The organism is Pseudoalteromonas sp. SR41-1, from assembly GCF_014164015.1.
In the GTDB taxonomy this organism is placed as follows: Bacteria; Pseudomonadota; Gammaproteobacteria; order Enterobacterales; family Alteromonadaceae; genus Pseudoalteromonas; species Pseudoalteromonas distincta.
The window spans coordinates 116,402-131,224 of the sequence record NZ_JACJEK010000003.1; the positions used below are offsets into that span (position 1 = coordinate 116,402).

The 14,823-nt window shown below is 37.6% G+C and carries 13 protein-coding genes; 6 read left to right on the forward strand and 7 right to left on the reverse strand.

Features of this window, described 5'->3' with window-relative positions:
* Positions 1-2: 2 nt before the first annotated feature.
* From purB to H5118_RS03470, 3 genes are all read left to right on the forward strand, one after another.
* Positions 3-1,373, forward strand: coding sequence for an adenylosuccinate lyase (gene purB / locus H5118_RS03460; protein ID WP_149602566.1), 1,371 nt, complete (start codon positions 3-5; stop codon positions 1,371-1,373).
* 88 nt (positions 1,374-1,461) lie between these two features.
* Complete coding sequence (locus tag H5118_RS03465) at positions 1,462-2,619, forward strand: cupin domain-containing protein (protein WP_182747803.1); 1,158 nt, start codon at positions 1,462-1,464, stop codon at positions 2,617-2,619.
* Positions 2,620-2,773: 154 nt separating this feature from the next.
* The gene (locus H5118_RS03470) at positions 2,774-3,232 is read left to right on the forward strand and encodes a GNAT family N-acetyltransferase (RefSeq protein ID WP_024594684.1); all 459 of its coding nucleotides are present in this window, start codon (positions 2,774-2,776) and stop codon (positions 3,230-3,232) included.
* 61 nt (positions 3,233-3,293) lie between these two features.
* Here H5118_RS03470 and H5118_RS03475 read toward each other — a convergent pair whose 3' ends face one another.
* The 3 genes from H5118_RS03475 to H5118_RS03485 all read right to left on the reverse strand — a co-directional run bounded on the left by H5118_RS03475 (position 3,294) and on the right by H5118_RS03485 (position 5,849).
* Positions 3,294-3,740, reverse strand: coding sequence for a DUF4826 family protein (locus H5118_RS03475; RefSeq protein ID WP_024594685.1), 447 nt, complete (start codon positions 3,738-3,740; stop codon positions 3,294-3,296).
* A 117-nt stretch (positions 3,741-3,857) separates the two neighbouring features.
* Complete coding sequence (locus H5118_RS03480; protein ID WP_182747805.1) at positions 3,858-5,261, reverse strand: M28 family peptidase; 1,404 nt, start codon at positions 5,259-5,261, stop codon at positions 3,858-3,860.
* A gap of 174 nt (positions 5,262-5,435) precedes the next feature.
* A complete protein-coding gene (locus tag H5118_RS03485; RefSeq protein WP_002962719.1) occupies positions 5,436-5,849 on the reverse strand; it encodes a hypothetical protein in 414 nt (137 codons plus the stop codon).
* Between the two features lie 149 nt (positions 5,850-5,998).
* Here H5118_RS03485 and H5118_RS03490 point away from each other — a divergent pair, with 149 nt between their 5' ends.
* The gene (locus H5118_RS03490) at positions 5,999-6,796 is read left to right on the forward strand and encodes a hypothetical protein (RefSeq protein ID WP_182747806.1); all 798 of its coding nucleotides are present in this window, start codon (positions 5,999-6,001) and stop codon (positions 6,794-6,796) included.
* Between the two features lie 6 nt (positions 6,797-6,802).
* On the opposite strand, the gene H5118_RS03495 is transcribed toward H5118_RS03490, so the two are convergent.
* A complete protein-coding gene (locus H5118_RS03495) occupies positions 6,803-7,207 on the reverse strand; it encodes a GFA family protein (RefSeq protein ID WP_182747808.1) in 405 nt (134 codons plus the stop codon).
* A 225-nt stretch (positions 7,208-7,432) separates the two neighbouring features.
* Between H5118_RS03495 and H5118_RS03500 the strand changes: the two genes are divergently transcribed.
* Both H5118_RS03500 and H5118_RS03505 read left to right on the forward strand, forming a co-directional pair.
* Positions 7,433-8,269 (forward strand): hypothetical protein, encoded by an 837-nt coding sequence (locus H5118_RS03500; RefSeq protein WP_182747810.1) that lies wholly within the window; start codon positions 7,433-7,435, stop codon positions 8,267-8,269.
* A gap of 97 nt (positions 8,270-8,366) precedes the next feature.
* The gene (locus H5118_RS03505) at positions 8,367-10,214 is read left to right on the forward strand and encodes an ABC transporter ATP-binding protein (RefSeq protein ID WP_182747812.1); all 1,848 of its coding nucleotides are present in this window, start codon (positions 8,367-8,369) and stop codon (positions 10,212-10,214) included.
* Positions 10,215-10,341: 127 nt separating this feature from the next.
* Here H5118_RS03505 and H5118_RS03510 read toward each other — a convergent pair whose 3' ends face one another.
* From H5118_RS03510 to H5118_RS03520, 3 genes are all read right to left on the reverse strand, one after another.
* Positions 10,342-10,761 (reverse strand): MAPEG family protein, encoded by a 420-nt coding sequence (locus tag H5118_RS03510; RefSeq protein ID WP_002963227.1) that lies wholly within the window; start codon positions 10,759-10,761, stop codon positions 10,342-10,344.
* 189 nt (positions 10,762-10,950) lie between these two features.
* Positions 10,951-13,338 carry a diguanylate cyclase gene (locus H5118_RS03515; protein ID WP_182747814.1) on the reverse strand — a complete coding sequence of 796 codons (2,388 nt, stop codon included), beginning with the start codon at positions 13,336-13,338 and terminating at the stop codon, positions 10,951-10,953.
* Between the two features lie 177 nt (positions 13,339-13,515).
* Complete coding sequence (locus H5118_RS03520) at positions 13,516-14,619, reverse strand: endonuclease/exonuclease/phosphatase family protein (protein ID WP_182696483.1); 1,104 nt, start codon at positions 14,617-14,619, stop codon at positions 13,516-13,518.
* Between the last annotated feature and the right edge of the window lie 204 nt (positions 14,620-14,823).

Here is a 14,823-nt window from a genome sequence, read left to right on the forward strand (position 1 = left end):
TTATGGAGCTTTCAGCGTTAACGGCTATCTCTCCAGTGGATGGTCGCTACGGCAGCAAAACCACTGAACTACGCAGTATTTTCAGCGAATTTGGCTTAATTAAATACCGCGTAATTGTTGAAGTGCGTTGGTTGCAAGCGTTAGCTGCAGCAAGCGATATAAAAGAAGTACCTGCATTTAGCGAAGAAGCTAATGCACTTCTAAACGCCATTGTAGATAACTTCAGCGAAGCTGATGCACAGCGCGTTAAAGATATTGAACGCACTACAAACCACGATGTTAAAGCGGTTGAATACTTATTAAAAGAAAAAGTAGCCGATAACAGTGAGCTTCATGCAATCAATGAATTTATTCACTTCGCTTGTACTTCAGAAGATATTAACAATCTATCTCATGGTTTAATGCTTAGCGAAGCACGGAACAAGGTTTTGCTTCCTTATTGCGATGAGCTTTTAAGCGCAATTAAAGAAAAAGCGATTGAGTACAAAGCAATCCCAATGATGACTCGTACGCACGGGCAACCAGCTACACCATCAACGATGGGTAAAGAGTTTGCTAACGTATACATGCGTTTAAAGCGTCAACGAGACCAAATTGCTCAAGTAGAAATGCTAGGTAAAGTTAACGGTGCTGTTGGTAACTACAACGCTCACCTTAGTGCATACCCAGATTACGACTGGCATACTCACGCAGATAAATTTGTATCAAGCTTAGGTTTAACACTTAACCCATTTACTACACAAATTGAACCGCATGACTATATTGCAGAGTTGTTTGACGCAATTGCACGTTTTAATACTATTTTGCTCGATTTTGACCGTGACATGTGGGGTTACATCGCACTTAATCACTTTAAGCAAAAAACAATTGCGGGCGAAATTGGCTCATCTACAATGCCGCATAAAGTTAACCCAATTGATTTTGAAAACTCAGAAGGTAACTTAGGTTTAGCAAACGCTATTTTTGCTCATCTTGCACAAAAATTACCAGTTTCTCGCTGGCAGCGTGACCTTACCGATTCAACGGTATTACGTAACTTAGGTGTAGGTATGGGTTATGCGATCATTGCATACCAATCAACACTTAAAGGTGTAAGCAAGCTTGAAGTAAACGAGCAACGTTTAGCTGACGAGCTTGATCAAAACTGGGAATTGCTAGCCGAGCCGATTCAAACAGTTATGCGTAAATATGGTATTGAAAAGCCATACGAAAAACTTAAAGATTTAACACGCGGCAAACGTGTAAATCAAGAAATAATGGCTGACTTTATCGATGGTCTTGACCTTCCAGAGCACGCTAAAGTAGAAATGAAAAAACTAACACCTGCTAATTACATTGGTCGTGCTGTTGAGTTTATTGATGATTTAGTTTAAAAACTAAATTGCTCTTTTAAAAAGCGAAAGGATCATCCTTTCGCTTTTTTTGTTTTAACCCCATTGCACTAACTAGTAGGCATAATGTATGTATCATTTAAAAATAAATAATTTGTCTGAGCAAGAGTTTTTAAGCCATTTTTGGCAAAAAAAGCCGCTTTTAATCAAACAAGGTTTTGCTGATTTTCAAGACCCACTTGATGCTAATGAACTTGCCGGTCTCGCAATGGAAGAAAGTATAGAGTCACGTATTATCACCAATCATAAAAATGATTGGCAAACGCACCAAGGTCCATTTGAAGACTTTGAAAAGTTAACAGACGAAAATGCCACCTTATTAGTGCAAGCTGTTGATCATTGGCATCCTGAAGCTGCACAACTACTAGAGCCATTTAGGTTTATTCCAAACTGGCGCATAGATGATTTAATGATTAGCTATTCAACGCCTAATGGTGGTGTTGGCCCACATTTAGACCAATATGACGTATTTATTATTCAAGGCGAAGGTAAACGTCATTGGCGCGTAGGCCTGCCCGATCCAACACTTAAGCAGTTTGCTCAAAACAAAAAATTACTGCAAGTAGAAGCATTTGAAGCCGTAATCGATTGCATATTAGAGCCTGGCGATATTTTATATATTCCACCAGGGTGCCCTCACGAAGGTTACGCTGTAGAAAATGCACTAAATTATTCAGTTGGTTTTAGAGCGCCAAACCAACAAGATTTATTGTCGAGCTTTGCCGATCATATTATTGATACCGAAAGCGGACAAAAACGTTATACCGATCACAACATCACATTAAGAAAATCAAAGGGTGAACTTACAAACCTTGAAGTTGATAAAGTTAAAACATTGATGGCGGCACTTTTAGAAAATGACGATTTATTTAAACAATGGCTAGGCTCAACGCTTAGTCAGCCCAAACATGAAATGGATTTAGCGCCAGTAGAGCCTCCATTTACGTCAGAGCAAATAAGCGATGATTTAAGTAATGAAGAAGCAGTGTTTGAACGCTTAGGTGGCACACGCGCTATTTATCAGCAACTCGATACAGAAGTTTTACTAAGTGTTAATGGCGAAAATTACGCTATGCCGTTAACCGACTTAGCGGCGGTAAAACTACTTACCGATAATACTGAGTTTGAAAGTTCAGCATTAAATTTAATAAAGCCAAGTTTAGTTTTTACTCAAACTTTTACTACACTTGTTAATGAGGGGATCTGGTTTAATATAGACCACGAGTAATAATACCAATTTTATTAATAATGATGAGCACGTTACAGCGTAAGATATTATGTATACAGGTCAGTTAAAATTTTTAATTTTCATCTAATATTGGCTTAAATAATTTTGCTGTGATTGCTTACTCATTCTAATTTGGTATCAATAGGAGTTTGCAATGGGCTATCTGGTTGATAAGGTTGAATGGGATATAAAAAAAGATATGCTACAAAAAATTCGAGAGCGGGTTTTTGTTTACGAGTTACATATCCCCAAGCATATCGAATTTGATAGCCTAGATAAAATTGCATTACATGTACTTGTTACAGACGATGCAAACTGCCCAATAGCAACAGGTAGATTATGTAAAGATGGCTTAATCGGCAGAATAGCTGTATTACCTGAGCACCGTAATCGCAAAGTATATAAATCGCTTCTCAACTTTATTGTAGAATTAGCGTCAAACCAAGGTATTGAAGAAGTAAGCATTAATTGTATTTTAAATGAAGTAGAGCGTTTTAAGCGCAATGGCTTTATTCAGCAAGGGAATGTATTTATGGAGGCGGGAATTCCTAGGCAACGTATGCAATGCCCTGTTTCGGCGTTTAATACTACTCCCTTCACACTTGTCCATTAGATAAAGAAAAGGGCGATAAATAAGCTATCACCCTCTCTTTTTTACTTAACCCAAACCGTCGTTACTTTGCCTCATTTGCCCACAGCGGCTCATTATCATACATTTCGTACAAGCCATGTGCTCTATTGATAAGTAAGTTAGCAAAGTCTACCTGTGTTTTATCACGCGCGCCTGTACTCATAATCTGATCCGCTTTTAATTGCCACTGCAAAGAAAAGTAACGCATTGCATCACGAGCATCTGTAGCTGCACTTACTTCAGCATGATCTGTAGGTAACCGCCCTGTTACTACCCAATATGTTTTACCGTTCTGTGCTTTAAATTTCCACATTGCACAAAGTGGTGCTAAAAATCGACTGTCTTTATCAACTACTGATTTTGGCATAATGCCCTTTTCGGCTAAATGCTTTTGCGCTGTTTGAAAACATTCGCGTTGCCACTGCATTCTTTGCTCATCAGTTATAACTTGTTCTTTTGCTGTTAACGGCTTTTTTTCTTGTTGCTGCATTTTTATTAACCTTTTACTTCTTTTTTAACACTCTAAGGGCTTAGTAAATAAGGTGCAAGTATAAAACGGTCATTTGCACCTTAAAGCGCTCTGTTTGCTGTGTTTTTAGCCAAACTATTATTTTATATCGTGATCAAACGAACCCACATCACCCGGAAATACTACTGGCGACTCAACACCGTCTTTACTGACAGAGGCTACACCAAAGTAATAATTATCAATCACTACGTTTTTAAGTGTGTACTGTGAAACCTTACCAACGTATTTACTAAACTGCCATTGCGGCTCGCTCGTGTAACGCCAATAAATTTTATAGCCAGCAATATTTTCATCACTGCTTTGTTGCCATGAAAACGACGTATCAGCTGTAACAGCTCCCTTTATTTTAACTTCTTTTGGTGATGCGGGCGCCCACGCCATAGATGCCATCGTTACCGCATTAAGTGAAGTTAACTTAGCTGTATAATCAAAATCAACGCCTTCAATAGTATCGCCATACTCAACGCCATTTTCAGTGCGTAAATCTTGATGCTGACGATCGTAGTGCTCGTTAGTCTCCATAATACGCACTGCTGCAAAACCTGCATCATTAAATGGACGATGATGCCCACCACGGCCAAATCTATCTAATCGATATACAAGCATTGTATCTAGGTTAGGAATGTATCTGTCAGCAATAGTATCTATGTAGCGCGCTAAATTTCGACTCGCCGAATCAACTTCACCACCCGTAAAGCGGCGAGTATTAGCTTGCTCTTTTGTTTCTACAACACGGGTACCTTCTGAAAATATACGCGCAGTTGTATTATCAGTTACCCCATTAATACCGGTAATATTGCCAATCATATCGTTGTTTAAAACGCCATGAACTTGCCAGTCATGCTTTTGCGCATAAGCCGTTAATATTTTTCCACCAAACAAACCCTGCTCTTCGCCCGAAAGCGCCGCGTAAACTACCGAACCATTAAATTTGTATTTACTTAAAACACGAGCAGCTTCAATTACTCCCGCTACACCTGATGCGTTATCATTTGCCCCAGGTGAATCACTCGTAAAGTCCATAACATCACTTACACGAGAATCTATATCACCCGACATAATCACCATGCGATTAGGTTCGCTTGACCCTCGTTGAATAGCCACAATGTTAACCACTTCAACAGGATTAGGAATGCGTTTTTCGCCCGATATAGTGTCCTTTACTTCAATGATTTCCAAACAACCGCCACACTGCGCGGATATTTTTTCAAATTCATTTTTTATCCAGCGCCTAGCCGCACCAATGCCTCGAGTATCCGATTTAGTTTCTGAAAGCGTATGGCGAGTACCGAAATCCACCAGCGTTTGAATGTCACTACCAATACGTTCGGCTGATACTTGAGCTGCTATGTCATGTAATTTTTGCTGTTCTGTGTATTGAAGTTGTGTTTTCCCATGTGCTGATAGTGCAAGTGTGCAGGCACCTGCAATTGCAGTAAATTTAAGTAACGTTGTTGTGATTTTCAAAGGTGTTTTAAGCATCTATTAGCTCCTAATTATTATAGTGTAACCATTACTTAACTAAGGTTTTATGGCAATACATTTGAGGTAGATGCAGAAAGGAGCACGCTAAAGCGCATTTACTAGAGGTTACTAGGAAAGTAAAAAGCCCACTACCTTTAATAGGTACTGGGCCAAAATTTATTATGCATACTTTTAATGAGTGGTTTTAATATCAAATTCTTTCAAAAAGGCCTCATGTCCTCCTAAGCTTGCAAGCACACCAGCAGAAAACATAAATATTAATACAAATGCTAAACAGCTCAAAAACTCCGAACTATTTTCAGGCTTAATATAGTAGTTAAGTAAAAAACCACTCAATACACCTATAAAAGCTATTTTGCTAAATAAAAAGTAACTTGGGATCTCAAATGCCCAAACTGAGGTATTGTTTACAAACTGCCTATATCCATACGTCATAAAAGCCAACATACCAACAATACTAATTGCAAAAGTAGACACTGTGGTTAACACGCTCATATTTTTATAAATAAGCACATACCCTAATCGTAAAGAATAGATAAATACCGCAAACCACGCTAAAACAGCAGGCCCTAAAATCAATCCCATTTCCAATCCTTGAATAACGTCTAAGTGATTAATTGCTAATACAATATTATATTTAGAGGTTAAATTACAAACCTTGTTACACAATAATCTATAAAAAAATGCGATTTTCGTGGCACACTGTGATTGTGTATACATTAATAGTTTAAGTTATGCGTCAGCTAAAAGAAGATACAATTACAAGTAACCTTATTGAGTCGCAGCAAAGCGCGTACGGCCCCGTATGCGTGTATCAAAATAAAGAATACCGATGGTTAACGCTTGCACAAAAAACCAATGAAGACATAACAATTCAAGGCGTTATGAACCTTATACACCCTGAGCAAGTAATCGTACCGGTAAACCAGTGTATGATGTTATTTTTACTTAAACCGGTAGATACACTAAATATATTAAATCTAGGTTTAGGCACTGCTGGGTTTGAGCGAATTATGTATCACTTACAAAGTAGTACGCCTTACATAAACACCATCAATACATTTAACACGGTAGAAATAAACCCAAACATTGCCTTAATCGCCGCCCAGCACTTTAAGTTACCAATTAAGCACAGCAGCTATTTACAATGCGCCGAACAATATATTACCCAATGCTCTGATCACTTTAACGTAATCACTATCGATATTTTTAGTGGTGAATATCATCAGCCTTTTTTAACCAGCGATAGCTTTTGGCAAAATATAAATCGCTGCAGTGAGCAAAATACGCAAGTAATCATTAATTTAAACCCACAAACAGGCCAAGAGCTGCAAATGCTTTTAGTACTTTTAAGGCAACATTTTAAGTGCTTAGCTATAATAGAGTTTAACGAATACAAAAATATAGTGATCATACTAAGCCAGCAAACATTAATGCATATAAACGTTGATGAAATACAAAACTCACCGGTGTTTATAAACTTTGCACCAAACCTTTATAAAAGTATTAACAGCATTTACCACATTGAATAAAACGCTTTATCGACCAGGTTCATGTTTTTCATAGCACGGTAAGCTTGTTTCGAGCTGCTCCCAGTTAGCTTTAGACGTAACAAAATTATGCGATAATACCTGCTCAGTAATATCGGTATCGAATATTCCTAAACGAATTCGTATTCTGCTTTTGTCATCACTGTTGCTACTGTAAACAGGCGAGCCACAACATCTACAAAAATAACGTGTGCGCCCTGCTTTAAAACTATATTCACTGAGTCGTTCTTGACCTTTTGTTATTGTAAAGTCACTTGTATTTACAAAGCCATTGGTTGCAAATGCAGTCCCGCTGTTTTTTCTGCACAGTGAACAATGACAATGAATAATGCTGGTTATACTGCCCGACACTTCAACGTTTACTGCACCACACAAACACGAACCCGTATACATATAACATCCTAACTATTAAATTATTTTTATACTCAGTTAAAATTTGCTGAGTTGATTTTATAAATACAATAACAACATTATATTTCTCAAGCTCTATTAAACCATAACTTTTGTTTTAGTGATTGACATAAAAACATTAAATTGGTTACATAACCTTTACTTTAAAGTTATAGCCAAAACAATAATTGGTTAACCAAAAACATCTAAACTTACTGAGAGCCAATTATGCATTTTAAACACATGTCACTTTTATGTTTTTTAAGCGCGTTAGCGTCGTGTTCAACCATTCACAAAAGTACATCGAGCGATTGGCTGCTTATTGATAATTTTGAAAACTCTCTTAGCGACTGGCAAAGTGTCGATACCCAAAATGAAACTAAGCCACAGGTCAAAAACCCTCAAATCACGGTTATACAACCAGAACAAACAAACTCATCAACAAATCATTATTTACTCAAAAAGCCTGCGGCTGAGGGCATTGTAGGAAATCGTAAAGCGCTTTCTTATACAAAGCTTCCACAAGCGGTTGAAGTTGGTCAAACCTACACATTTTATATGCGTATAAACGTGGCTGCGTTTCCTAATAACCATGCTTTTGGATTGAGTAACCTTACTCCAGCGCTAATAAATAAACATGCGTACGATGCGTTTGAGCCAACACTTCGCGTAACCGATAAAACAGAATCAAATGGGTTTGTAAACGATGGCGCTTTAATGGTTAAAACCGACAGCGGATATAGCAACATTCAAAACTACACTACAAACCAGTCAGCTAAACCTCTGCAAACAAATACTTGGTACGACATATGGTACGTTGTGAATAACGCAGCAGCCTCAGAGCAAGGTCAGCAATATGATGTTTACGTAAAAGGTGGTGAGTTTAACAGTCAAACCCTGGTATATAAAAATGCACAATTTAGAATGAAGCGCGAACAACCTCTTATATACTTTTTAGCAAACTGTAATACAGGCCCAATTAAAAAGCCTTACGGAAATGGAGGTCTCAGATATGACGATTTATACATGAGCGAAGGAATAAACCTAAGTAACCCAACGCAATAAATAAGAATAATACTCATAATTAATGGCCTACAAACCTGCATTTAAAAATACTTAAATGGTATGATACTCGTCATTATTTGCCATTTAAGTTTTTAAAATGTATCGATTATTTGAAAAAATGACAAAAGCATTTCCTGAGGACCAACCCACTCAGCCGCCTTCTACTTTATTTGCTTTTTGTCGCCACTACACCAAAGGAATGGAACTGTCGTTGGTGCTTATGTCAATCAGTGCCGCCATGCTCGCTATTTTAGAGGTTTCTTTATTTAGCTACATGGGCCAACTTGTCGATTGGTTAACGGCCTATACACCCGAGACTTTGTTTGTAGAGCAAAAGTCAGAACTTATAAAAATGGCCGTAATGCTGTTAGTTGTGCTGCCCGTTGTTGTATTTTTTCATTCTGCTATTTTGCACCAAGCATTGCTTGGCAATTACCCTATGTCGATTCGCTGGTTAGCTCATCGCTATTTACTGCGCCAAAGTGTTAGCTTTTATCAAAATGAATTTGCAGGAAGAATAGCCACCAAAGTACTGCAAACTTCTTTAGCCGTTCGCGAAACAGTGACCAAACTACTCGATGTATTAATGTACATAGTGGTTTATTTTGGCTCAATGGTATTTTTAGTTGCCGAAGCTGATTGGCGCTTAATGATCCCTTTATTAGTTTGGTTGGTTTTATACATTTGCGTGCAACTTTACTTTGTACCACGCCTTAAAAAAATTGCCAGCTCACAAGCCGATGCGCGCTCAGAAATGACTGGTCGTATTGTTGATAGCTACACCAACATTTCAACTATTAAATTGTTTTCGTATACCCAGCGTGAAGAGCAGTACGCAAAACAAAGCATGGATGTATTTTTACAGCCTGTGTACAAGCAAATGCGCTTAGTAACCAGCTTAAACTTTGTTATTCAAAGCTTAAATTACCTATTAGTATTTTCGGTTGCCGCTGTATCACTTTATTTATGGTCACTTAGTGCAATTAGTGCCGGCGCCATTGCAGTTGCTGTTAGCTTAGCGCTCAGATTAAACGGTATGGCGCAGTGGATCATGTGGGAAATAAGCAGCTTGTTCGAAAACATTGGCACCGTAGCCGATGGTATGAAAACACTGTCAAACCCTATCGAAGTTGCCGATAAACCAAACGCTGATACGCTTAACGTAAGCCAAGGTGCTATTGAGTTTAACAACGTACACTTTAACTACGGCAAAGCTGCAAAAGAGACTAATCGCAGCCCTGTAATGAACGGTTTAAACTTAAATATTAAACCTGGCGAAAAAATTGGTTTAGTCGGTCGCTCTGGCGCGGGTAAATCAACACTTGTTAACTTATTACTGCGCTTTTACGATACCGACTCTGGAACAATAAAAATTGATGGGCAAAACATCACAGACGTTAGCCAAGAAAGCCTACGCCGCTACATAGCAATGGTAACGCAAGATACCTCCTTGCTTCATCGCTCAGTAAAAGACAATATTTTGTACGGTCGCCCCGATGCAACCCACGATGAGATGATCAACGCGACCAAACAAGCTAAGGCGCTTGAGTTTATAAACGACTTGGTCGACAGCAAAGGCAATAAAGGCTTTGATGCACAAGTGGGCGAACGCGGTGTTACGCTTTCAGGCGGTCAACGCCAACGTATTGCTATTGCACGTGTACTACTTAAAAATGCACCCATACTAATACTCGACGAAGCCACCAGCGCACTCGACTCAGAAGTAGAAGCCGCAATTCAGGCAAGTCTTGATGATTTAATGACAGGTAAAACAGTTATTGCCATAGCGCACAGGCTATCAACCATTGCACAAATGGATAGATTAATTGTACTTGATGACGGCGGCGTAGTTGAGCAAGGCACTCATGAACAATTAATCGCTAAGGGTGGAATATACGCAGCCCTATGGACACACCAAACAGGCGGGTTTATAGGCGTCGATTAGCCATTAATATTACATTACGGTAGAGGTAGTTTTATTCTGCTTCTACTTTAAACAAAAAAGCGAAGATGCCTTAAAGGCTCTTCGCTTTTTTTATCGTTATAAATAAATTTTATAACTTTTTTATAAATTAAGAGATTAGCCTTAACCCTATCATTATCAGCATAACCACATTAGCAAGTACGCCGATTAAAAAAAAGTAACTACGTGGGCTTGGGTTTTTCTCCGTTGCTATAGCGTAGTACAGCGCCATGTGAATTAAACGCGCAATTAAATACACCCAAATACACATTGCAAAAATCGGGCTTTGATAATTAATTACAAACGCAAATAACACCGTACCTATAAATAATGCACTGTTTTCAAGCGTATTATGAAACGTACGATGTGCTCTAAATATAAAGCTGTCGTGCGATAAATCCTCGTCAATTTTACCTGGTACAGCATTTGGTTCTTTAGCTTTGCTAAAAGTAGCCACAGCCCACTGTACAAGCAACATAATTAAATAGAGGTAAAATGCCAAATAGGCCGAAAGTGCAACTTCAGTCATTATTAAATCCCTTGTTTTGTTTTTAACTTAGTATTGATTGCAATTTTGAAGCCTAAGTTAACACACTGATATTCAAAGGGTTAATCTAATAAACATAATTACATATGTAAGTAACACACAGCATTGTATAAAATTTACTTGTTATAATTTTAAAAAATAACATCAAAACTAAACTGTAGACTGCTGGATTTACTCCGATCTATAAAGTTTAAACTCTTCAAGCGAAGCATCCCATAACGCTACCTGATTACGCCCCAAGGACTTAGCCTCATAAAGAGCTAAATCAGCCTGTTCAATCAACTCAGAAGGTGTTCTGGCTTTAAATTTAATAGACGTAACCCCAAAGCTACACGTAACAGGAATATCATCAAATGTCGCTTTTTCAACTTTAATACGAATAGCCTCAGCTATACGTATTGCTTGCTCTTGAGTTGTGTTGGGCAAAATAATACAAAATTCTTCGCCACCAAAACGGGCCACGCTATCACTTTTACGTATATTAGCTTGTAAAAGTTCGGCTACGCCACAAAGTACTGTGTCGCCAATGCTATGCCCATAGGTGTCGTTAACGCTTTTAAAATGATCAATATCGACCATTAAAATACAGTACTCTTCAATCTGAGGTAAATCCAAAAAGTCGCGATTCATAACCTCAAATAAAATACGACGGTTATAACAATTGGTTAAAGGGTCTCTTGCTGCCAAATAGTCTAACTCTTCATTACGTTTTTTAGAGGCAATAAAACTTCTATAAACCAGTAATACAATAGCTAAACAAGCGGCTAATAAAAATGCGAGCGCAATACTGGCGTATTTATTCTTTGAAAGCTCTAGCTCTGATATAACTCTAGCTTGGGCGGCGATTTCAATTTGATTATTTTTCTTTTCAAGCTCAAGCTGATGGCGTTTTTCTTTTTCTCTTAACGTCTCAAGCTCTATTTCCATTTTGTACAAATGCAAATGTGCTTTTTCAAGCGCCAATTTATCTTCATTTCTTTCATTTTGAATAATATCGGTTAGGGCTATTTCTTCTTCTGCATAACGAAGTGACTCTTCTATACGACCACGCAATTTTTCTGCTATTCGAATTTCACGATAGGCATATAGCATATGTAATTTATCATCTATTTCGGTTGATAAAGAGAGTGACCTTTTCAGTAAAGAAATCGCCTCATTTGTATCAATACCAATTAAAATGCCCGCAAGCGCAGTAAGCGACTTTATCTCATAAAGTTTACCACCTGTTTCTCTGGCAAACGACAATGACTCTTTGTAATACTCTATAGCCTTGTTGTTATTTCCTTGGGCACGATAAATATTACCAATAATACGTGCTGTTGTAGAAATGTACGATGTAAGGTTTTTGTTTTTATAAGTGATATAAGCTTTTTTAGCATATTGCATTGCTGATGCTAAGTCGCCAGATTCGAGGTTAATAACAGCCATTTCTCTTAAAGCTGAAGCGAGCGTTTTTTCCTCGACCATACCTTTTGGCAAATCGATAGTTATTTGATAGAAAAATTCGGCCTGATCAAACTGCCTTAATCGTGTATATACCAGTCCCATTTGATTTGATGTTTTAGCAATCCCAAGCATGTTATTTACTTTTTTATAATATAAATATGCCTCATTTATATGTTCAAGTGATTTTTCATAAAGATTAATATGACGATAAATAATACCCGCCCCTAGTAATGCTTTAGCAAAACCAACAGGATCGTCAATGTCTTTATATATTTCTAATGCGCGAGTGGAGTAATCAAGGGCTAAAACTAAGTTATCTAAATAACGGTGTGCTTCTGCTAGTGTATTTAAGGTACGCGCCATTAGCTTTAAATCACCTAAACTTGTGTATATTTCTAAAGCTTTTGTATAAAAGTGAGCCGTTTGCTCTCTATTTTTGAGGCGTTTATATGACTGAGCTAATTTTTTATACGTTTCACCTAACTGTCTTTGTATTAATTCGTCTTCGTCAACAAGGTATTTTAAAGCAGATGCGTATTGCGCGTTCGCGTTATCGTACTTTTTTTGTTCATAAAACGAATCCCCCTTAGTGAGGAGCACTTGCGCTATAAAAAAGTCATCGCCATACACAAGGGTTGTTGGTAATAAAGTTTCAATGCGGGTAGTAAGTTCGTCATAACGTTTTTCTTCTAATAATATATTTATATAATTAATAGACGCCTTTATTTGGTTTCGTGAATCATTTAATTTGCTGTAGTAAACAGAGGATTGTAAAAAGTGCTCGAGAGATTCATTAATATTGTTATTTTTTTTATTCGCCCTACCTAGCAGGTTATGTAGCTTTGCGCTGAGTAACATGTCATCAGCACTTTGCGCTTGTGACAACAACGACTTACTTAGTTCAATACTTGTTATAACGTCAGTATCTATAAGTAATTCAGCTCTTTTAAGCAGCCCTGCATTAGATTCATTAGTTAAACTGTATGAGGTGGTTTCTTGTGCGTAAGCGCTGTTTAAGCTAACAAACAAAGCAAAAAGCAAAGTTTTCACTAAAAATGTAAAATTATAAATTCGCTTTACAATGAAACTATGTATTTGCGAAGTTAAATCCATATTTCGCTTATGATTCAAGTAGGTATAAAATTCCATATTTACCATTTTAGTAATTTATTATTAATACAATTCAAAAGGCTGATGATAAAATATACAAACCGGCGCAATACATCAAGTATTGCTGCTATATGAATACTTTTAATTTATAATTTTAGCATAATTATGCATAGAGCAAGCCTAGCTTCTTAGTTTTAGTGTAACTAACACAATACCATGATCGGTACTTAAATCATCACGCTCAAATTCGGGGTTAATTAAGTGACGATCATAAGTATTATACTCAATCACCTCAAAAAAACTGCCAAGGTAGCTGGCATCAAACTCACATGATAATAAAATATAATCAAGCACGGAGCTGCTCGCGCCATAATAATGTGTTGGCGCTCTTAAGGGCATAAGCTTAGTTGCATTAACATTTTTTGCTTCGTTTTCATCAGCTAAATCAAAAATGCTATTGCTTTCACTATCGCTTATTTCATCGCTAGTCATTGCCTCACCATTAGACAGTTCATCTTCGCTTAGCTGCGACTTAACAAACAAATCCCATGAATCATTTAAACAATATTTAGCGAGGTAGGTTTTAGCATCAAATGCAGGCGCAAAGCGTAGCGTACTTGTCAGTAAATGGCTTAATACGCCATCCGCTAGTTCATTATTAAAGTCCCCCATTAATAGCATGGGTTGTTGCGTAGCTTCGCGACGGGCAATCATTTGTATCATTAGTAATGTAGCTTCACTTCCACGCTGAATAGTTGAGCCCCACCCACCCGCTACATTCGCTTTTAAAATTTCAATTATGTTTTGCTCGGGTGTAAGCTCTTTATTATGCTCATCGACATTAATCATTGGGCGCTTAGATTTAAAATGCACCACATAACAATCGGTATTACCTATATGCGGCAGCGTTATAGTTGCTCTTAGTACTTTACGACTAAAAGTAAACTCACTATTAAGGCCAAGCGCATTTGCAAGCTCACTATCGTGCTCAACCGCTGCTACTTCAACTATGGGGTATTTAGAGGCGATTGCCACTACAGGGCGTTTATAAATAAAGTCATCAATCACCTCTGGCGTATCAACTACAGCAAAGTAATTATAACCTTGCTCGCCTACTAGCTCTTTTAATGAGTCAATGCTAAACACTTCCTGAAAACCAATCACATCAGGGGCATGTTCTGTTAAGTAATCAACAATCCAACGCTGCTTTTTAGCCCACTGCTGCGCGGTATAAATTTTCTCAAACTCATAGTATGCATTGGGCGGCTCAAGATAGTTAAACAGGTTAAATGTGGCTATTTTTAGTTGAGTGTTAATAATTCCAGATTCATCACTTTTTAAATCTGTATCTAACTGTTTAAGATCTTGATTGCTGATGGGGTTCGCCTAAGTAAAGTTGAAAGTGTTGCTGGCTTATAAACTATCATTTTATTACATGTTTACGTAATAAATCAGCCAGCTTAATTGTAATTTTATGCACTCTTTTAT